Consider the following 19,864-nt stretch of genomic DNA (forward strand, 5'->3'; position numbering starts at 1 on the left):
CGCCTGGTGCCCTTGCCATCCCGGAAGTAACCGGCCATCTGGCATCGCATGGAGGCACCGCCCACCGGAGTTCCGATCGAGCTCGAGCCGCTGGTCACACGTGTGCTGGCGCCCAATGCCTCGGCCTACACCTATACGGGTACGCAGACGCATATCGTTGGTATCGCCGACCTGGCGATCATTGACCCCGGCCCGGCGAACGAGGCGCATCATGCCGCGTTGCTGGCGGTGGTCGCCGGCCGCCCGGTGCGCGCGATCGTCATCACCCATCATCACCGGGATCACAGCCCGGGCGCGCCCCGGCTTGCGTCGGAGCTTGGCGCGCCGATCGTCGGCGCAGCGCCATTTGCGCTGGAGGATGACGGCCCACAATCCGACGCATCCTTCGATCACGATTATGCGCCCGATCGCGTGATGGCGGAGGGAGAGACGCTGGCCGGCGAAGGCTGGACGCTGGAGGCGATCGCGACGCCCGGCCATACGTCCAACCATCTCGCCTTCGCCTTGCCGGAAACAAAAGCGCTTTTCTCCGGCGATCATGTGATGGGCTGGGCAACCAGCGTCGTCTCGCCCCCGGACGGGGACATGACGGCCTATATGTCCAGCCTTGAGAAGCTGATCGGTCGCGACGACCGGATCTATTATCCGGGGCATGGCGAAGCGATCGAGCGACCGCAACGGCTGGTGCGCGGGTTGCTCGGCCATCGCAAGCAGCGCGAAGGGCAGATCCTGCGCCTGCTTCGTGCGGGTACGGGCGTGATCCCCGCGATGGTCGAGAAGATGTACGTCGGTGTCGATCCGCGGCTCTATCCCGCCGCCGAGCGCTCGGTGCTGGCGCACCTCATCGATCTGGAGCGGCGGGCGCTGGTCCGCCCGATTGGCGACGTGTGGGAAAGCATGGATGCGGCCTGACGGCCGGTCGGTGGCGACCGCAGCAATTGGCATCGCTGTTGCGTTTGCCATCATCGTCGCGACGGTTGCGGCTTACCGCTGGTGGAACGATCGCCATGTTGTCGAGACGGACGACAGCGGCCTAGCAGTGGCGCGTGTGGTTGCGGCGACGTTGCACACCAGCGCCGACCTTCGCGTCAGCCGGCTGACCGGCACGGTGCAGGCCACGGGGGCGACGAGCCGCCTGTGGGGCTGGCTGAAATCGAGCCGCGTGGTCAAGGCGCCCTTCGAGGTGGACTATTTCGTGGATGTCCGCGGGCTCGATACGGCCGATTTCCGCTATGATCCGGCCGCGCGCACGCTTTCCGTCGAGGTGCCTGACGTGGTGGTCGGCCGGCCCAATATAGATCACGCGCGGGTCACGCTGGATCAGACCTCCGGCGTCTATGTCTCGCGCGATGCCATGGCGGAACTGCAGCGGCGCGTCGCGGGAACGGCCAGCAACGTCGTCGCGGAACGGGCGCGCGATCCAGAAAATCTGGCCAAGGCACGCGACAATGGCCGGCGCGCGATCGAGCGGCTGTTTGGAGGCGCGTTGGGCGCAGCAGGATTGCCGGTGCGCGTCGAGGTGCGGTTCGCCGGCGATCCAGGCGGGTCGGACGGCGAGCGGTGGGACATGAGCCGAAGTCTCGAGGAGGTGCTGGGCAACCAGCGTTAAGGCGCAGCGTTGCCCGGCCTGGTTTCGAGAGCCGAGCGCGCCGGAAGGCTGATGACCGTTGGCATGAGCGACGTGTTTCGCCGCTTCGCGACTCGAACCGGCTCCGATGATTGTTGCGTCCGGTCTCCGGCGAATTCTCCCGCGAACATCATAAGATATTTGCCTGATGTGGGCTGGCCCGTGCCTCGGAACGGTGTCGTCAAGTAGTTGAATCTTCGGCCGGCACGCAGCGTGCGACAGTAATGGCACGCCGCTGTTCTATGCTGGACCCGCTTCTGCTACAATAACTCTCCATCGGGAAGGGGAGTCCCCATGGCCAGCATTGCACCGTCGCGTGTCGGCATCCGTGATGATCGCGGCTTTTTCTTTGGTCTTGCAGTCGCGATGGCGCTCACCAACGTCTTCTGTTTCGGGCTTCAGTTTGCCATGGGACGTTCCACGTTCGGCGCGCCGGCGCTGGTCCATGCCCATGCCCTAGCCTTCATGGGCTGGATCGGCTTCTTCGTATTCCAGTCGTGGCTGGTGGCGAACGGCCGGATCAACCAGCACCGGCTGCTCGGCTGGCTCGGGGCTGGCTGGGCGGCATTGATGGTGGTGCTGGGGATCGCCGCCACGGTTGCGATGGTTCGCGCCGCGCGCGCCCCGTTCTTCTTCATGCCGGGCTATTTTCTGGTCATGAACCCGCTGTCCGTGCTGGTGTTTGCCGGTGTGCTGTGGTGGGCAGTGGCGTGGCGGCGGCGTACCCACTGGCACCGCCGGCTGGTGATGGTGGCGATGACCGCGATCATGGGGCCGGCCTTCGGCCGATTGCTGCCCGGCCCGCTGATGATCCCCTGGGCCGCCTGGGGCATCTTCGCTGCAACCATGTTGTTTCCGCTGACCGGCATGGTTCATGACACACGCCGCTATGGGCGGGTTCACCCGGCGTGGTGGGTTGGCAGCGCGCTTCTTGTCGCCATGCAGGTGGCAATGGACGTGATCACGATCAGCCCGCTCGGCACCGGTTTCTATGCTTTCGTCACGTCGGGGTCACCCGGCGCGCGGCTCGATCCGCTCGCCTACCCGCCATTTCCGCCGCCCTTTGCACCGGTGCCTTGATCGAAGCGCCGGGCCGGGCCATCTGCACCGGCATGGAACAGCCGCAGAACCTCACGGGCGTTGATATCCGCGCCGAGATCAATCGCCTTCGCAAGGAGCGGAATGCGGTGATCCTCGCCCATTATTATCAGAAGCCCGAGATTCAGGATCTGGCCGATTTCGTCGGCGACAGCCTTGATCTCAGCCGAAAGGCGCAGGCGACCGACGCCGATGTGATCGCCTTCTGCGGCGTGCGCTTCATGGCCGAGACGGCCAAGATCCTCTCTCCTGAGAAGACGGTGATCCTGCCCGATATGGATGCGGGCTGTTCGCTGGAAGACAGCTGCCCGCCGGAGCAGTTCGCGGCCTTTCGCGCGCAGCACCCGGATGCGATCGCGCTGACCTATATCAACTGTTCCGCCGCGGTGAAGGCGCTCTCCGACGTGATCGTCACCTCGTCCTCGGCGGAGAAGATCCTGTCGCAGATCCCGAAGGATCAGCCGATCATCTTCGGGCCGGACCGTAACCTGGGTGGTTATCTCGCGCGCAAGACCGGGCGTGATCTGATCCTGTGGCCTGGCGTGTGCATCGTCCATGAGGCGTTCAGCGAGACCGAGCTGCTGAAGCTGAAGGCGCAGCACCCCTCCGCGCCGATCGTCGCGCATCCGGAATGCCCGCCGGTGATTCTCGATCATGCCGATTACGTTGGCTCGACCCGCGGCATCCTGGAATATGCCATGGCGATGTCGGGCGACACGCTGATCGTCGCGACCGAGCCGCACATCATCCACCAGATGGAGAAGGCGCTGCCGAACAAGACGTTCATCGGTGCGCCGGGCGCGGACGGAAACTGCAATTGCAATATCTGCCCGTACATGGCGCTCAACACGATGGAGAAGCTCTACCTCGCGCTGCGCGACCTTAGCCCCAGGATCGAGATGGACGAGGATCTGCGGATCAAGGCGAAGAAGAGCCTTGATGCCATGCTCGCCATGGCCAGCGGCACGGTAGGGCAGGGCGATCTGGGCCCCGCCAAGGTGACAGGCGACTGAGCCGCCGACGCGGGCGCCCCGGATAGGATCCGGAGCCCCGCGCTGCCTCCTGGCCTCGTCGCGAGAGGTGCTGCCCTCAGGCTGCGGCGCGCACGGCGTCGCAGATGCGGTCCACCACCGCCTCCACCTGCGCCGCATCATCGCCCTCTGCCATGACGCGGATCACCGGCTCGGTGCCGGACGGTCGGATCACCAGCCGGCCGATGCCTGACAGTTCCGCCTCGGCCGCAGCAATCGTCCGGCGCACGCTGTCGCTTTCCAGCGGCTTGCCGCCACGGGCGTATTTCACGTTCTTGAGCAGCTGCGGCAGCGGCTCGAACCGGTGCAGTACCTCGCTTGCCGGTGCGCCGGCGCGCTTCACCTCGGCCAGGATCTGCAACGCCGCGACCAGCCCGTCGCCGGTGGTGCCATAGTCGGACAGGATGATGTGCCCCGATTGCTCCCCACCGACATTGAAGCCACGCGCGCGCATGGCTTCCAGGACGTAGCGGTCGCCAACGGCGGTCCGCACCAGCCCTAGCCCCTGCGCCGACAGGTGCCGCTCCAGTCCCAGATTCGACATTACGGTCGCCACCAGCCCGCCGCCGGCCAGCGCCCCGCGCCGCGCGAAGCCGGTGGCGATGGTGGCCATCAGCTGGTCGCCGTCGACAATGCGGCCCAGTTCATCCACCACGATCAGCCGGTCCGCATCCCCGTCCAGCGCAATGCCGATCGCGGCGCCGCTGGCGACCACTGTTTCCGACAGCGTCTGCGGCGCGGTGGATCCAACCTTGTCGTTGATGTTCTTGCCGTTGGGTTCGACCCCGATTGCGACCACCTCTGCGCCGAGCTCCCAAAGGGCGGAAGGCGCCACCTGATAGGCTGCGCCATTGGCGCAATCGATCACCACCTTCATGCCATCGAGCCGCAGGTCGGCGGGGAAGGTGGACTTGGCGAAGTGAATGTAGCGCCCCCGGGCATCCTCCACCCGGCGCGCGCGGCCAATGTCACCGGCCGCGGCGAGCGCCACTTCACCGTCGATCAGTGCCTCGATCGCCAGTTCCGCCTCATCCGACAGCTTGTACCCATCGGGGCCGAACAATTTGATGCCATTGTCGGCAAAGGGGTTGTGACTGGCGGAGATCATCACGCCGATGTCCGCGCGCATCGATTGGGTGAGCATCGCCACCGCCGGCGTCGGCATGGGCCCGACCAGCACCACATCCATCCCCACTGCCGTGAATCCGGCAACGAGCGCGTTTTCCAGCATGTAGCCGGACAGCCTCGTATCCTTGCCGATCACCACGCGGTGGCGATGGTCGCCGCGCACGAAATAGGCGCCGGCGGCCATGCCGACCTTCATCGCCATCTCGGCCGTCATCGGCGCGATATTGGTCAGGCCGCGAATGCCATCGGTGCCGAAGTATTTGCGCGCCACTGACAACCTCCAAATCGTTCAATGTTCCCGCCCGGCGCCGATCGGATACGCCGCAGGCGGCTTGCTCAGGCACCGGTGGTGCCGCACAACCATGTTGCCTTAGCTCTTGCCGTTTGGCGGACTTAGGAACAAGTCCGGGGTGACGAAGAGTTCGAAAGGCGTGATGTCCCAATCTACTCGTATTCTGGTGGCGCTGGTGGTGGGGCTGGTCGCCGGCATTCTGATCGCTGCCTATGCACCCGCGTCGGTGGAGCCGACGGTTGCCATTGCGCAGCCGATCGGCCAGGCGTGGCTCAATGCCCTGCAGATGACGATCGTCCCCCTCGTCTTTTCGCTTCTGGTAACGGGCGTGGCGGCGACGGCGGCGGCGGCACAGGCCGGGCGGCTCGCCGGTCGTGCCGTCGGCCTCTATGTCGCGGTGATGGTCGCCTCAGCGGTCTCGGCAGCGTTCCTGACACCATTGTTGCTGGAGCTCGCGCCGTTGCCGGTCGATTCCGCCGCCGCACTGCGGGCGGCGCTGACCGGCGTCGGCCCCAATCCGCCAGTGCCACCGCTCGGTGAGTTCCTCGCGGGGATCATCCCCAGCAACATCGTCAGGACCACGGCCGAAAGCAATTTCCTGTCGATGATCATCTTTGCGCTGATCTTCGCCTTTGCTCTCATGCGGATCGAGGCGGGGTTGCGGGAGGTGCTGGTGCGGCTCTTCACGGCGGTGCGCGATACCATGCTCGTCGTGATCGGCTGGGTCTTGTGGATCGGCCCGCTCGGCGTGTTTGCACTCGCCATCGTGGTTGGGGCGAAGGCCGGGAGCGGAGCCTTCCACGCGCTTGTCCACTATATCCTGATCGTCGCGGGTGTCGGCTTGATCGTCACGCTTTGTGCCTATCCGATGGCGATCATCGGCGGCCGCGTGTCTCTGGCGCGCTTTTCCCGGGCCGCCTTGCCCAGCCAGGCGGTGGCGGTATCGACGCAATCGTCCTTGGCATCGCTGCCGGCGATGCTGGCGGGGGCACGGTCGCTTGGAACGCCGGTCGCCACGGCTGGCGTCACGCTGCCGCTGGCAGTGGCGCTGCTGCGCGCGACGGGGCCGGCGATGAATTTCGCGGTGGCCATCTATATTGCGCATTGGTTTGGCGTGCCTTTGTCCTTCGGCACGCTGGCGGTTGGCACGATGGTGGCGGCGCTGACCTCGCTCGGCGCAGTGAGCCTGCCGGGCACCGTGAGCTATGTCAGTTCGATCGCGCCAGTCTGCGCAACGATCGGCGCGCCGGCCGCGCCGCTGGGGCTGCTGGTCGCCGTCGAGACGCTGCCCGACATCATGCGGACGCTGGGCAATGTGATGTGGGACCTCGCCACCACGATCACGCTGTCGCGGCGCGAGCGGGTCGATCCTGCGAGCGATGCGGAGCCGTCGGAAGGGCTGACCGGCTGAGGCTGAGGCTGGGGCTGATGCTGCGGCTCAGCGCCGAAGTGCCCAGCGCAGCACATTGCTCATCCCGCGCGCGCCCAGTCGGATGGCGGGGCGGCCGATCGCGCTGGGTGTGCGGCCGTGCATCGCCGCGGCCCACGGCGGCAGCAGTTCAAGCGCGGCCGGCGTGACGATTGCCAGCGCGCCGGTCGTCAGCGCATCGGGGCCGCTCGCCAAAAGCGCCGCGGCGACATCGCGGGTACGATTGTCGTAGGAAAGCTGCGGTCGGACATCACGAAAATAGCTCTCAAGTTCCCGGCGCGTTTTCGGCACCTCGTGTGCGCCAAGCCTCTCGGCGATGATCGCCGTCTCGCGAAGATATCGGTCCTGCTCCGCGCCCGGCAGGCCCGGCTCGCGATAACGGACATAGGCGCGCAGAAAGCTGTCCACCTCCGCTACATGCACCCAGGTGAGCAGGGCCGGGTCGCTCGCCATATAGGGCGTGCCGTCCGGCAGAGTGCCCGTCACCCGTTCGTGGATCGCGCGCACCCGGTGGATCGCGGCATTGGCGGACTTGGTGCTGCCAAAGGTGGTTAGGGAGATGAACTGTGCCGTGCGGCGCAAACGGCCAAGTCGATCGCGGCGAAAGTCACTGTGATCCCAAACGCCGGCAAGCGCCAGGGGATGGAGCATCTGAAGCAGCAGGGCCGACACGCCCCCGATCATCATTGCGGAAAAATCGGCATGGACCCGCCATGCCATGGATCCGGGACCGAACAGGCCCGGATCACCCGGCGGCCGCGACAGGTCGACCGATCCGGAACCGACGAGCGCACGAATGCGCCCGCCGATTGCACTTCGCATATCGGGCAGCGATGGGGCCGCCCGCGCCATGCGACTTATTCCTCCCCGGCTCCCGCCATCGCCGGGACCTTGCGGCCGCGCTTGGCCGGTGCTGCCTCGTCCGAACCCTTGCGGGTCATGCCGGGCTTGCGGCCCAGGCCGATCTTCTTGGCCATGGCACGGCGCGCTTCCGAATAGTTTTCTGCAACCATCGGATAATCGGGCTTCAAACCATAACGCTGACGATATTCAGTCGGCGTCAGTCCATGGCCGGCGAGATGGCGCCGCAGCGTCTTGTAAGGCTTGCCGTCGATCATCGAGATAATATGATCTTTTGACGCAAGTGACTTACGGACAGAAACCGCCGGCGTGTAATCGCCTGCCGGCTCTTCGTCCGAGACTGGCTGGGTGTTGGTCGACAGCTGATTTACCGCTTCATGCATTTTATGCAGAAATCCCGGTACCTCATCGCTGGACGCGCGGGTATTGGGATTTGACAGCCATGCGATGGTCAGCTCGGTAGCCAGCTCAACGGCATTGGTGTCAACGGTATCTTCAGTCATGCGACGCTCCTTACATTTACCGTTGCTTTAGCGTGGCGTCTGTGCAGGTCAACTGGCGCGCCTGTTGTTATGACGGTTTATTAAACCGATGTCGCGCTGCGATTTTTTCGATCTATCGCTTTGCTTGCCTGTCAACACCAATGCCCATTGTTCATACGGTATTAACCTGACGGAAGGCTGCTCAATGCTCGCCAACGCAGCTTTAACGATCTAATGCATTGAAATGACCAATTCTTCGCGTGAGATGGTGCCTGTCGGTGTCGCTTTTCTGATCGGCGCGCTCGGCATTGGCCTTTTTTCCGTGATGGACGCCGTCATGAAAGGGTTGGTGCTGGCGCTCGGCGTGTACAACACGATGCTGTGGCGCTCGCTCGGCAATGTTGCCCTGGGTGGGATCGCATGGGCGACCATCGGCATCCGCCGTCCGACCCGACGAGCGCTGGTGCTTCACCTCACGCGCGGCGCGGTAACTTGTGCAATGGCCCTGTTGTTCTTCTGGGGGCTCGCACGGGTGCCGATGGCGCAGGCAATTGCCCTGTCCTATATTGCGCCGATCCTTGCGCTGATCCTGGCCGCCTGGTGGCTAAAGGAGCGGGTCTCGCTGCGAACGGTCATGGCGGTTTTGGTGGCGAGCCTCGGCATCATGACCATTTTCATCGGGCAGGCGCAGGCGGCGCTCGGGCCCGACGCGTTCGATGGCGCAATCGCAATCCTTGCGTCGGCCGTCCTCTACGCCGTGAACCTGATCCTTACTCGGCTTCAGTCGCTCGCCGCCCGGCCCGCGGAGACTGCCTGCCTCCAGTCGCTCGTCATCCTGTGCCTGCTGGGCATGGCTGCTCCCTGGCTTGCGGTGATCCCGCCCGCGGCGACCATTTTGCCGCTGGGCGGCGCGGCGCTGCTGGCCTTTGTCTCGATGATGCTCCTGTCCTGGGCCTATGCCCATGGTGAGGCGGGCTATCTGGCGATGACGGAATATACGTCCTTTGTTTATGCCGCCGTGCTCGGCTTCCTGGTCTTCGGAGAGCGCGTCTCCGGCTACACATTGATCGGCGCCATCGTCATCGTCGCGGCCTGCGTCTATGCCGCGCGTCGCCGGGACATCGCGGCGCAGACGCTGGAGCAAGCTGCATGACCATTGCCATCCGGCCGGCGACACCGAACGACGTTCCAACCATCCTGCGCTTCATCCGTGAGCTCGCCGCTTACGAACGCGAGCCGGACGCCGTTGAGGCGACGGAGCCGATGCTCCAAGCGGCGCTGTTCGGCCCTGAGCCCGCTGCGGAAGCGCTGATCGCGGAACGCGAGGCGGAGAGCGTCGGCTTTGCCTTGTTCTTCCACACCTTCTCGACATGGACGGGGCGGCGCGGCCTGTGGCTGGAGGATCTGTACGTCACGCCCGAGGCGCGAGGTGCCGGTGGGGGGACGGCGCTCCTGAGGCAATTGGCGGCAATCGCGATCGATCGCGATTGCCCGCGCCTTGAATGGACGGTGCTCGACTGGAATACGCCTGCCATTGAATTCTATCGGGCCAAGGGCGCACTTCCGCAGGACGAATGGACGACCCAGCGCGTCACCGGCACGGCGCTCCGCATGCTGGCCGGCCGGTGAAGGGCGCCGGGCAGAATGTGAAAGGGATCATGAGCCGATGTTGAGCCGAACCGTGCCAACGCCTGGACCTGTCTGTCGTCCGCACGTGGGGTGCGACTGATGGCGTGGTTCTGGCTCGTGCTTGGTGGTCTGTTCGAGGTCGGCTTCACCACCTGTCTTCGCCATGTGGAGGGATTCCGCAACCTTGGCTGGACGGCGGGCTTCCTGCTGTCCGTCACCTTGTCGATGGGGCTCTTGGAATTCGCCTCCCGCTCCATATCGATGGGCACCGCCTACGCGGTCTGGGGCGGCATCGGCGCCTTGGGAACGGTGCTGGTGGGCATCGCCCTTTATGGCGAGCCGGCGACGCCGGTGCGCATTGCGCTGATCTTCGGTGTCGTGCTGTGCATCGCGGGGCTGAAGCTCACCGCGCATTGAGGGGCGAAGGGGCGCCGCCCGTCATTTCCGATCAGGCGGAAATGACGGGCGGCGCAATCATCCCTCAGTCGCGGCCGGGCACGTCATGGTCGTGCGGCTCTTCGCCCTTTGCCTTGGCGTCATTGTAGCGTTCGATCGCTTCAACGGTGATCTGCCGCGCTTCGTCGGCGCCGCCCCACTTGCCGATGCGAACCCACTTCTTCTTTTCCAGGTCCTTATAGTGGGTGAAGAAGTGCTCGATCTGCTGGAAGACGATCTCGGGCAGGTCGTCCTTCTCGCCGACGTTGGAATAATAGGGGAAGGTCTGGTCGACCGGCACGCAGACCAGCTTCTCGTCACCGCCGGCTTCGTCTTCCAGGTTCAGCACCGCGATCGGCCGGGCGCGCACGACGCACCCCGGGATGAAGGGCGAGCGCGAGACGACCAGCGCGTCGAGTGGATCGCCATCCGGCGACAGCGTGTGCGGTACGAAGCCGTAGTTCGCCGGGTAGCGCATCGGCGTGTGCAGGATGCGGTCGACAAACAGCGCGCCGCTGGCCTTGTCGAACTCGTACTTCACTGGCTCGCCACCGGTGGGCACTTCAATGATGACGTTCAGGCTGTGCGGCGGATTGTCACCCGTCGGCACCTTGTCGATGCGCATGTTCGGTCCCTTTGCTTTGTATGACGAAGTGAAGACTCGTGCCGCGGGTCAGCGCGGCGCAAGCAACCGATCGAGACCGGCCTCTCCCGTGCCGATCTTTTCGAGGCGCGGGTAGCGCAGGCCGCCCTGCCAGTCGAGCGAGACTTGCCAATAGCGCTCGCCCTTCTTGACCCACATTTGAACCGGGGTCTTGTTTTCCTTCGCAGCGGCGATCGCTGCCTTCAGTCGATCGTCCGAATAGGCCATCCCGCCCACGGAGACGATCGTGGTACCCACCGTCAGGCCCGCGTCGAATGCCGGCGATCCCCAGATGACGGACGTGATCTCAGCGCCCGATCCGACGACGAACCCACCGGAATAGGTAAGGTCTGCTACCTTGCGCGTCTTCTCGCCATGCCGGAAGGATGCCGGTGCATCCGGGGTATAGACGAGGCGATATCCATTGCGCTCGAAGCCGGAGAGCGGCGCGCCCTTGCCATGTTCGGTCAGCCGTTGTGTCAGCAAGGCGCGCCAATCATGCGGCTGAACGGCGTTCAGCGTCGCGACCACATCGTCGAACGTGTAGGTCAGATCGCCCCAGTCGCCGTCGCGCACGCCGAAGAACGCGCGGGCAAAATCATCGATCGACTTCTTGCCGCCCGAAAGCTGCCGCAGGAGAGAATCGACCTCGAGCCAGACGAGCAGGCCCTCGTTGTAATAATCCTCGCTGCGCTGCCAGCTTGCCCAGCCCTTGGGTCGGCGCGCGGAAATGATCGGATCGTTGGTGGTGTCGATCAGGTCGCGCCACTGGCGTGCCGGCTGGCTGTCGTAGAGTGCGGCAATGGCCGCGAGCTGATCAAGCGTGTCCTGCTTCGACACCAATGCCGATCGCGCCTGAAGCACATAACCCCAGAATTGCGTCTGCCCTTCATACACCCACAGGAGCGAGTTGCGCATCGGCGTGCGGAAGTCAGGCGTCCACGAATCCGCGCCGCGCCGGAACTTGCCGTTCCAGCTGTGGCTGAACTCATGCGGCAGGAGGTTGCGGCGGCCGGGTCCCTCGTCCCACTTGGTGAAGTAGCCCGGCGTGACGCCATTCTCGCTGGAGCGATGATGTTCCAGCCCGATGCCGCCAAGATTGTCGCTGATCGACAGCAGGAAGGTGTATTTGTCGTAGTGCTGGCTGCCGAACGCCTTCACTGACTGTTCGACCAGCCGCTTGTGCGCATCGATCTGCGCCGGGGTCGCGGCGAGTTCGGCGGGCGTGTCGGCGTAAACCGCGAGCGACACCCGCGGCGTGAGTTGCCACGTCTTGCCATAGCGACCGGCCAGGATCGGTGAATCGACCAGCACCTCGTAGTTCGACCGCGCATAGGAATAGGTGGATCCGCTCACCGTTGCGGGGATCGCGCCCGCTGCTGTCCAGCCGGCCGGATATTTCACCGTCATCTTCACCGGGATCTGGCGGGTGAAATAGCCGGCCGGGTAGAGGCTGACCGAGTTCGGCTGAAGGCTTAGCAACTCCGGCGTCATCGTGATCCGGCCCTGATCCGACTTCGTCGCCGAGATGAACTGAAAGCTCGCCTCGATCTCGCGCACGCCGGTGGGGACGTCGATGTGAAAGGCGTGAACGTCCACCGGGTCGCGCGTCCAGGGGATCGTCCGCCCATTCGCCTTGATCACCAGCCCCGCCAGCTTCTCGATCTGCCCGCGCGCGGCGTGATTGCCCGGCAGCCAGGCCGGATAGAGCAATACCAGCGGCCCGTCCTTGGCGACCGGAACCGTCTCGCTGACACGAAAGATGCCGCGCGCCACGTCGGTGGCGTCAACATTGAGCGCGATCGTGCCCGGATAGGGCTGATCGACCGGATCGGGGATGGAGCTCGCGAAGGGCGCGGGCTGCGGCGCGGAGTTTCCGGCGGGTACCTGGGCCGTGACGACGGCGGCGGAAGCGAGCAGGACGCTCGCAAAGGCAAAACGGATCATGGCTAGCCCCGCTAGCGAGCGTCTGCCCGAAGCTCAATGACCTGGCGCCCGCATCGCTGCCACATCACTGCATTGCCGCTTTCGAACGTGGCGCCTAGATGCGCCCGCAATGGCCCGGATACAGACTCCCAACCGCGTGCGCGGCACGCAGGACATCTTCGGCAGCGAACAGCGCCGCTTCGCGCACGTGCTCGACACCTTCGACCGGGTGCGCAAGCTTTATTGCTTCCAGCGCGTCGAGATCCCAGTGTTCGAGGCAACCGAGGTCTTCGCGCGCTCCATTGGTGAGACGACCGATGTCGTGTCCAAGGAGATGTACACCTTTCCCGACCGTGGCGGTGATTCGCTGACCCTGCGGCCGGAATTCACCGCCGGCCTGGCGCGCGCCTATCTTACCGAGGGATGGCAACAATTTGCGCCCCTGAAGCTTGCCACCAGCGGCGCGGTCTTCCGCTACGAACGCCCGCAAAAGGGACGCTATCGTCAGTTCCACCAGATCGACGCAGAGATCCTGGGCGCGCCCGAACCGGCGGCGGATGTCGAGCTCCTGACCCTGGCGGACCAGCTGCTCCACGAACTTGGCATTGCCGAGGGCGTGACGCTCCAGCTGAACACGCTGGGCGACGCTGCGACCCGCGACGCGTGGCGCGCCGCGCTTGTCGCGCATTTCGAGCAGCATCGGGGCGAGTTGAGCGAGGACAGTCTCGCCCGGCTGGACAAGAACCCGCTGCGCATCCTCGATTCCAAGGACCCGCGCGATCGGCCCGTGGCCGATGCGGCGCCGGGAATCGATGACTTTCTCACCGCGGATGCCGGTGCGTTCTTCGAGAGCGTCACAAGGGGACTGGAGGCCGCCGGCGTCGCCTGGACGCGCAACGCGCGGCTGGTGCGCGGGCTTGATTATTATCGCCACACAGCGTTCGAGTTCGTCACCGATCGGCTGGGCGCGCAGGGCACCGTGCTCGCCGGCGGCCGCTATGACGGGCTGATCGAAAGCCTGGGCGGGCCTGCCACGGCCGGCGTCGGCTGGGCGGCGGGTGTGGAGCGGCTCGCCATGCTGCTGGAGGAGCCCGCGTTCGATGGGCCGGTCAATGTCATTGCCGAAAGTGCCGGCCTCGAGCTGGCGGCGACGGCAGCCGTGGCGGCGCTGCGCCGCGCCGGTATCGCGGCGGAGGCCACGATCGAGGGCAGCCCGCGCAAGCGCTTCGACAAGGCGCTGAAGCGCAAGCCGTCGCAGACGTACAGCCTGTCGTTGCGGGATGGCGCGCTCACCCATGCCCAGCGGGCTTATGGCGCGGATCAGGATGCGCTTGATCGCGTCCGCGCGATCGTGGAACCGATGGTCGTCGCGCAGCAATGACCGCCATTTCGCTTGAACGCATCCGCCAGATCGAGGCGCGGCGGGACGAGCTTGCCGCGCAGATGGCCACCGGGGATCTTCCCGGCGATCGCTTCGTAGCGGTGTCGAAGGAATATGCCGAGATTGAGCCCGTGGCTCAGGCCGCGGCGGAGGTGCGCCGGCTGCGGCAGGAGGCCGACAGTCTCGCCTTCATGACCGGCGATGCCGATGCCGAGCTTCGCGCCATGGCCGAGGAGGAGTTGCGCGAGAACAAAGCCGCGCTGGAATTGGCCGACCGCAAGCTCGCGCTGGCGCTGTTGCCGCGCGACGCGGCGGACGAACGCTCGGCGATGCTGGAAGTGCGCGCCGGCACCGGGGGTGACGAGGCCGCGCTGTTCGCCGGCGACCTGTTCCGCATGTATCAGCGCTATGCCGAAAATCAGGGCTGGCGGGTGGAGCTGATCTCCGCGTCGGACAGCGATGCGGGCGGCTACAAGGAAGTGGTCGCCTCCGTCACCGGCTCGGGTGTGTTCGCCAAGCTGAAGTTCGAAAGCGGCGTGCACCGGGTGCAGCGCGTGCCGGTGACGGAGAGCGGTGGCCGGATCCACACGTCGGCGGCCACTGTGGCGGTGTTGCCCGAGGCCGAGGATGTGGACGTGCAGATCGACGACAAGGATCTGCGGATCGACATCTACCGTTCGTCAGGTCCGGGCGGGCAATCGGTAAACACGACCGATTCCGCCGTGCGCATCGTTCATATCCCGACGGGGCTGACGGTGATTCAGCAGGACGAAAAGTCCCAGCACAAGAACAAGGCCAAGGCGCTGAAGGTCCTGCGCACCCGCCTCTATGAGATGGAGCGCGAGCGTCTCCATGCCGAGCGGGCGGGCGCACGCAAGTCGATGGTCGGCAGCGGCGACCGGTCGGAGCGAATCCGGACCTACAATTTCCCGCAAGGGCGCGTAACCGATCATCGCATCAACCTGACGCTGCATCGTCTTCCGGAAATCCTGGCCGGTGACATGGATGAACTGATCGGCGCGCTGATCGCGGAGGACGAGGCCGAGCGGTTAGCGACGCTTGATGGCTGATCACCTGGCACCCGCCGGGGTGGGCGTGGCTCGTGCGGCGCTGACCGCGGCGGCGGCGCGGTTCGGTTTCTCGGAAACGCCGAGGCTCGATGCCGAGCTGCTTCTTGCCCATGCCCTGGGGATCAGCCGTGAACGACTGTTGCTGACGCTTGGCGACCAGCCGGTGCCCGCGACGTTTGCCGATCTGGTGGCGCGCCGGGAGCGGCATGAACCGATCGCCTATCTCACGGGAAGCAGGGCGTTCTGGACGATCGACCTTGATGTGGGCCCTGGTGTGCTGATCCCCCGCCCCGACAGTGAAACCCTCATCGAGGCGGCGATCGACCATTTCGGTGCCGGTCCTGGCCCAGGTACAATTCTTGACCTGGGCACCGGTTCTGGCGCCCTGCTGCTGGCTGCGCTGGATCAATGGCCAGGGGCGAGCGGCGTCGGGATCGATGCGTCGCCGCAGGCCCTGGCGATCGCCCGCCGCAATGCGGAACGGATCGCGCCGGGACGGGCCGAGATCCGCTTGGGCGATTGGGCGGGTACCGGCGCGGCGTTCGACCTGATTTTGTGCAATCCCCCGTATGTGGCGACGGGCGAAGCCGTGCCGGATGAGGTGGCGCGATGGGAGCCGCAGAGTGCCCTTTACGCCGGCCGCGACGGATTGGACGATTACCGCGCCATCGCACCCCTCCTCGCGTCGCAGATCGCACCTGGCGGCGTGGCTTGCGTGGAAATCGGGGCATCACAGGGGCAATCGGCGGCTGCGCTGTTCATGGCGGCGGGCTTGAACGTGACGGTGCGACGGGATCTTGGCGGACGGGACCGGTGCCTTGTGGTGACATCTTGAAGTCGTCACACCTTGAAATCAGCGAATTTTACCCAATATTTCTCTTTGAGAATGCCCCTTCAGCGGCTATGGCAAGCGCAGGGGCACGCAAAATCAACATTTTTGGTTGAGTTTTGGGCGGCTTGCCCACCCTTCGTCATCAACCGCTGCAGTCCGGCGGTCATGGCAGGCTTTTGGAGGCAAGGCGTATCTGCGCCGACCCGCCGAAGCCCGGGGGTTGTTGCACCGATTGTTCCGGGAGCAAGGCCGTTTTTGGTTTGAGGACGAGGACAGTATTTTGATCAACAACCGTCAGAACGGTCGCCGTCGTGGCCGTGGTGGGCAGCGTTCGCAGGGCGGAAGCAGCCAGGGCCAGCGTGACAATGGCAATCGGATCGACAGCCGGGCACGTGGCAACGCCAGCCAGCTTTACGAAAAGTACAAGAACATGGCGTCGGACGCGCAGCGGCAGGGCGATCGCGTCAACACGGAATATTACCTCCAGTTCGCCGATCACTACTTCCGCGTCCTCGCCGATCAGCGCGGCCGTTATGAGGATCAGGCGCGGGAGCGTCGTCCGCAGAACGATTTCGATCTCGACGAGGATTACGGCGACGAAGGTGAGCCGATCCGTGCCGAGGAGCAGGGCCGCGGCGGCGACGAGCGTGCGGAACGCGACGGCAATCGCCAGTATGACGGCAATCGCCAGCAGGATGGCGGGCGTAGCCGGTCCGATCGCGACGAGGGTGCTCGGGCGGAAGGCACGCGTGCCGATGGTGGTGAGCCGCGCCAGCGGGATGGCCAGGATCGCCGGCAGCGTTCTTCGAACGCCCGTGGCGACTATCGTCGGGAGGAGCGTGCAGCCGCGCCCGTGAACGGCGAAACGGTGCCTGTCGAAACCGCCCAGACCGTTGCGGCACATCCTTCGCCTGAAATGAATGGCGATGTGGACGTCGCCGCTCCGAAGCGTCGCGGTCGGCCGCGCAAGGCGCCGGTGGATGCGGCTGAGCAGCTCGGCTTTGACGCCAGCGCATTGCCGCCGTCGATTGGTGGTGAGGCTGTGGCGGAGGAAGCGGCACCAAAGCCGCGGCGTCGTCGCACCCTTGCTGCACCGGCAGAGGTCGAAGCGTAAAAGACGTTTTCAGCTTTGGCTGAACAGAAACGGGCCGGTTTCGCCAAATGCGAAGCCGGCCCGTTCGTTTGTGCGCTGTCGCAGACGGGTTACTTTTCCCTTGGCCAGGGTTTGATCCCGGTCCCTTGAAGCACCTCCCCGGCGAAGGCCGGGGTCCAGGTGGGAAAGCGTTGGAAAAGCGGGTGTGCCTTCCAGCTTCGTTGAGCAGCTGGACCCCGGCCTTCGCCGGGGAAGCGGATCAATCCAGCTGGATCAGACTCTAACAAGGCCTGTCGCGAGCGCCGTCGCTTAAAACTTGGAAGATGTTGAGGCGTGGATTTCCCGCGCCTGTGCCGCCTCAGCGAAGGTCGTCGAAGTCCCGGGTGTCCACCGCTTCGTCATGTCCGGTACCGGAGGACAGAAACGTCAGCCCCATCAGCGCGCCTGCCATCAGCACCGATCCCGTGACCCCGCCGATCATCGCCACGGTCGCCACCCAGTCCAGAGCGCCATAGGATCGCCCGACCAGCCACACGGCGAGAGCGGACGCGACCAGGCCGACCAGCCCGCTCCATGCGAGCAGGCGCCGGAAGCGTTTCCAGGCGAATCGCGCATATTCAGGATCGTCGAGCCGGCTCATGCTTTCCATCTGCCGTGGAATGGCGCATTCTTCCAGCAACAACGCCGCCGTGACCTTCACGGCTGATCGGCGGCAGGGTCTGAAATGAGGAGAGAGGCGATGACGATCGCGGCAATCCTGCGCGGCAAGGGCCATGAAACCATCGTGGTGGCTCCGCGCGATACGGTCCGCCAGGCAGTGGCGCTGCTGGCGGAGCGCCGGATCGGGGCGGTGCCGGTGGTCGACGGAGAAAGGGTGCTCGGCGTCTTCTCGGAACGCGACCTCATCTACTGCCTGAAGGCTGGGGATACGGGTGTCCTCGACCGCCCCGTGCAGGATGTCATGACCGCGCCGGCGCTGACTGTCTCTCCCGATGATCCGGTGATGGGGGCGCTGTCGCTGATGACCCGGCGTCGTATCCGCCACCTTCCTGTGGTCGCGGACGGGCGGATGATCGGGCTCGTCTCGATCGGCGACCTTGTCAAATACCGCATCGAGCGGGTGGAGGCCGATGCGGCCGCCATGCGGGATTACATCCAGCAGGTCTGACCGCAGCTATCGCCGGTTGCGGATCAGGGCGAGCGTCTCCTGCACGACGCCCCGGGCGAATAGCGCCAGCCATCCCGCATAGACCGCTGCCCCGGCCGTGACGAGCAGGCAGAGGCGGGGAAGCGGCGCGAGAACCATCGAATGATCCAATGCTGTAACTGCGATCGCCATCGCCGCTGCGGCCAGGAGTGACGGCGCAACGGCCGCGGCAACGTCGCGTGCACGCGCCCCGATCACCGGTAGGGCGCGCCAGCAGCTTACGGCCAGGTAGACGGGATAGCAGACGATCCAGGCGGCGGCGATGCCGATCAGGCCCCATTGGATGCCGACGAGGAACCCGGCGGCGAGGATCGCCGAGCCCGCCGCGCCATTCGCAACGCCCACGCCTGGTCGGCCCAGCGCGTCGCACGCCGGGGAGAACAGCACTTGAAGGGTCATGAACGGCATGGCGATCGCCAGCAGTCGAACAATGATCGCGGCATCGGCCCATTGCTCGCCCAGCATGACCCGCACTAGCGGGTCCGCTGTGACGGCCAGTCCGAAATAGAAGGGGAGGGCGGCCAGCATCACGATCCGCACGCCTTTCGTGAAGGCGGCGGCCGTCGCGGCGCGATCGTGCTGGATCCTCGCATAGGCCGAGAAGGCCACTTCGTTCAGCGGCGGAACGAACTTGGACACGAAGATCTGCGCCAGAAACAGACTGGTCGTATAAATACCAAGATCATGAAGATCCAAATGCCGCCCCGCGATGAACACGTCGATCTGGCTTTGTATGAACCAGAAGAGCTGTCCTGCGGCCATGACCCCGCCGAATCGCGCGAGTGATCCCGCGCCTCTGAAGTCGAACGAGGGCATCATGATCGACCCTGCCGCCACGGTCATGCCGACGGCGCGTGTGGCGAAGAGTGCCATGGGGGCGATCACCAGGGTCCACACGCCCCAGCCGGAGAACGCGCCAACCAGCGCGGTGCCGGCGCCAACAACCGATGAGATGATGTTGATGCGCCCTTGGCGGCGATAGTCCATGCTGCGGCTGAGCAGCGCCTGGGGCAGGGCGATGAAGGGCGTGAACAGATAAATCAGCGCTTGGACGCGAAGTAGCGCCGCCACCTCAGGCTGGCGGTAGTAAGCGGCAGCGGCGGGAGCCAGGCCCAGCTGAATCGCGCCAAGTCCTACGTTCAGCGCGATCAGCATGCCGAACGCCTGGCGGATCTGATGCGTCGTAAGCTCCGCCTCGCGAACCAGCCCGCTCGCCAGCCCATATCCGTTCAGCATGTTGAGGAACGCCATCACCACGCCGGTGAGCGCAAAGAGGCCATAGTCGCTCGGCGCGAGGATCCGGATCACCAGAAACGTGGATGCCCATTGCACAATCTGGGCGGCGATTTGTGAGCCTGACCGCCAGATGACGGCGTTTCGGACTTGTTGGGTGAGGGACTGGGTCTGATTCGTGTTGGAGGGGGCGGGAGGCATGGTGTTTGGGCTACAGGTGTGTGACTTCACGACAAGTTAAAAGTGGCGGAAATCCGGGCATTTTGGGTGGGACTGTAAGAAAGTTGCAAAAAGTGTTTGACGGTATTGGGCGGTCGCCCTAGATGGGTGTCACCGCAGCGGTGGCCGGAACGGTTGCCGCGGTGGTCATCGAAATCCAGGCGCCGAGGTCGTCCCACGAAAGAGGGATTGGACTGGGCGTCGGTTTTTGTCGCTCTTTGACATTGTTGGTTTAGATGAAGGGACAT

General features: G+C 65.1%; 20 protein-coding genes. 13 read left to right on the plus strand and 7 right to left on the minus strand.

Going from position 1 to position 19,864, the window contains the following annotated elements; translation table 11 throughout:
• The first annotated feature begins 48 nt into the window (after nt 1–48).
• The 4 genes from BMX36_RS13900 (at nt 49) to nadA (ending at nt 3,738) form a co-directional block, all read left to right on the plus strand.
• The gene (locus tag BMX36_RS13900) at nt 49–912 is read left to right on the plus strand and encodes an MBL fold metallo-hydrolase (RefSeq protein ID WP_093066275.1); all 864 of its coding nucleotides are present in this window, start codon (nt 49–51) and stop codon (nt 910–912) included.
• Nucleotides 902–1,609 (plus strand): DUF4230 domain-containing protein, encoded by a 708-nt coding sequence (locus BMX36_RS13905; protein ID WP_093066277.1) that lies wholly within the window; start codon nt 902–904, stop codon nt 1,607–1,609. The genes BMX36_RS13900 and BMX36_RS13905 overlap by 11 nt, the downstream gene beginning before the upstream one ends.
• Before the next feature lie 312 nt (nt 1,610–1,921).
• Nucleotides 1,922–2,707 (plus strand): hypothetical protein, encoded by a 786-nt coding sequence (locus BMX36_RS13910; protein ID WP_256210804.1) that lies wholly within the window; start codon nt 1,922–1,924, stop codon nt 2,705–2,707.
• 32 nt (nt 2,708–2,739) lie between these two features.
• A complete protein-coding gene (gene nadA / locus BMX36_RS13915) occupies nt 2,740–3,738 on the plus strand; it encodes a quinolinate synthase NadA (RefSeq protein ID WP_093066465.1) in 999 nt (332 codons plus the stop codon).
• A gap of 76 nt (nt 3,739–3,814) precedes the next feature.
• On the opposite strand, the gene glmM is transcribed toward nadA, so the two are convergent.
• Nucleotides 3,815–5,155: a phosphoglucosamine mutase gene (gene glmM, locus BMX36_RS13920; RefSeq protein ID WP_093066279.1), complete on the minus strand. Its 1,341-nt coding sequence runs from the start codon at nt 5,153–5,155 to the stop codon at nt 3,815–3,817.
• A 163-nt stretch (nt 5,156–5,318) separates the two neighbouring features.
• Here glmM and BMX36_RS13925 point away from each other — a divergent pair, with 163 nt between their 5' ends.
• Nucleotides 5,319–6,587, plus strand: a complete 1,269-nt coding sequence (locus tag BMX36_RS13925; RefSeq protein ID WP_093066281.1) for a dicarboxylate/amino acid:cation symporter — start codon at nt 5,319–5,321, stop codon at nt 6,585–6,587.
• Nucleotides 6,588–6,614: 27 nt separating this feature from the next.
• Here BMX36_RS13925 and BMX36_RS13930 read toward each other — a convergent pair whose 3' ends face one another.
• The gene (locus BMX36_RS13930) at nt 6,615–7,457 is read right to left on the minus strand and encodes an oxygenase MpaB family protein (protein WP_256210805.1); all 843 of its coding nucleotides are present in this window, start codon (nt 7,455–7,457) and stop codon (nt 6,615–6,617) included.
• A 5-nt stretch (nt 7,458–7,462) separates the two neighbouring features.
• Nucleotides 7,463–7,969 (minus strand): Ros/MucR family transcriptional regulator, encoded by a 507-nt coding sequence (locus tag BMX36_RS13935; RefSeq protein WP_066775963.1) that lies wholly within the window; start codon nt 7,967–7,969, stop codon nt 7,463–7,465.
• A gap of 223 nt (nt 7,970–8,192) precedes the next feature.
• Between BMX36_RS13935 and BMX36_RS13940 the strand changes: the two genes are divergently transcribed.
• The 3 genes from BMX36_RS13940 to BMX36_RS13950 all read left to right on the plus strand — a co-directional run bounded on the left by BMX36_RS13940 (nt 8,193) and on the right by BMX36_RS13950 (nt 9,994).
• Complete coding sequence (locus BMX36_RS13940) at nt 8,193–9,101, plus strand: DMT family transporter (protein ID WP_066775961.1); 909 nt, start codon at nt 8,193–8,195, stop codon at nt 9,099–9,101.
• A complete protein-coding gene (locus BMX36_RS13945) occupies nt 9,098–9,577 on the plus strand; it encodes a GNAT family N-acetyltransferase (protein ID WP_093066283.1) in 480 nt (159 codons plus the stop codon). Before BMX36_RS13940 ends, BMX36_RS13945 begins: the two co-directional genes overlap by 4 nt.
• Nucleotides 9,578–9,676: 99 nt before the next feature.
• Complete coding sequence (locus BMX36_RS13950) at nt 9,677–9,994, plus strand: DMT family transporter (RefSeq protein WP_066775957.1); 318 nt, start codon at nt 9,677–9,679, stop codon at nt 9,992–9,994.
• A 64-nt stretch (nt 9,995–10,058) separates the two neighbouring features.
• Here BMX36_RS13950 and ppa read toward each other — a convergent pair whose 3' ends face one another.
• Both ppa and BMX36_RS13960 read right to left on the minus strand, forming a co-directional pair.
• Nucleotides 10,059–10,637, minus strand: a complete 579-nt coding sequence (gene ppa / locus BMX36_RS13955) for an inorganic diphosphatase (RefSeq protein WP_066775952.1) — start codon at nt 10,635–10,637, stop codon at nt 10,059–10,061.
• 48 nt (nt 10,638–10,685) lie between these two features.
• Nucleotides 10,686–12,602: a M61 family metallopeptidase gene (locus BMX36_RS13960; protein WP_093066285.1), complete on the minus strand. Its 1,917-nt coding sequence runs from the start codon at nt 12,600–12,602 to the stop codon at nt 10,686–10,688.
• 109 nt (nt 12,603–12,711) lie between these two features.
• Here BMX36_RS13960 and hisS point away from each other — a divergent pair, with 109 nt between their 5' ends.
• The 4 genes from hisS (at nt 12,712) to BMX36_RS13980 (ending at nt 16,978) form a co-directional block, all read left to right on the plus strand.
• Nucleotides 12,712–13,962 carry a histidine--tRNA ligase gene (hisS, locus tag BMX36_RS13965; RefSeq protein ID WP_093066287.1) on the plus strand — a complete coding sequence of 417 codons (1,251 nt, stop codon included), beginning with the start codon at nt 12,712–12,714 and terminating at the stop codon, nt 13,960–13,962.
• Nucleotides 13,959–15,032, plus strand: coding sequence for a peptide chain release factor 1 (gene prfA, locus BMX36_RS13970; protein ID WP_093066289.1), 1,074 nt, complete (start codon nt 13,959–13,961; stop codon nt 15,030–15,032). Before hisS ends, prfA begins: the two co-directional genes overlap by 4 nt.
• Nucleotides 15,025–15,867 (plus strand): peptide chain release factor N(5)-glutamine methyltransferase, encoded by an 843-nt coding sequence (prmC, locus tag BMX36_RS13975; protein ID WP_093066291.1) that lies wholly within the window; start codon nt 15,025–15,027, stop codon nt 15,865–15,867. The genes prfA and prmC overlap by 8 nt, the downstream gene beginning before the upstream one ends.
• Nucleotides 15,868–16,144: 277 nt before the next feature.
• Nucleotides 16,145–16,978, plus strand: a complete 834-nt coding sequence (locus BMX36_RS13980) for a DUF4167 domain-containing protein (RefSeq protein WP_066775944.1) — start codon at nt 16,145–16,147, stop codon at nt 16,976–16,978.
• 337 nt (nt 16,979–17,315) lie between these two features.
• Here the strand turns inward: BMX36_RS13980 and BMX36_RS13985 are convergent, their stop codons facing one another.
• Nucleotides 17,316–17,657: a hypothetical protein gene (locus BMX36_RS13985; RefSeq protein ID WP_231731702.1), complete on the minus strand. Its 342-nt coding sequence runs from the start codon at nt 17,655–17,657 to the stop codon at nt 17,316–17,318.
• Between the two features lie 39 nt (nt 17,658–17,696).
• Between BMX36_RS13985 and BMX36_RS13990 the strand changes: the two genes are divergently transcribed.
• Nucleotides 17,697–18,125 (plus strand): CBS domain-containing protein, encoded by a 429-nt coding sequence (locus BMX36_RS13990; protein ID WP_093066293.1) that lies wholly within the window; start codon nt 17,697–17,699, stop codon nt 18,123–18,125.
• A gap of 6 nt (nt 18,126–18,131) precedes the next feature.
• Here BMX36_RS13990 and BMX36_RS13995 read toward each other — a convergent pair whose 3' ends face one another.
• Nucleotides 18,132–19,598 (minus strand): lipopolysaccharide biosynthesis protein, encoded by a 1,467-nt coding sequence (locus tag BMX36_RS13995; protein WP_093066295.1) that lies wholly within the window; start codon nt 19,596–19,598, stop codon nt 18,132–18,134.
• Nucleotides 19,599–19,864: the final 266 nt, after the last annotated feature.

Origin of the sequence: Sphingomonas sp. OV641, from assembly GCF_900109205.1 — a bacterium.
In the GTDB taxonomy this organism is placed as follows: domain Bacteria; phylum Pseudomonadota; class Alphaproteobacteria; order Sphingomonadales; family Sphingomonadaceae; genus Sphingomonas.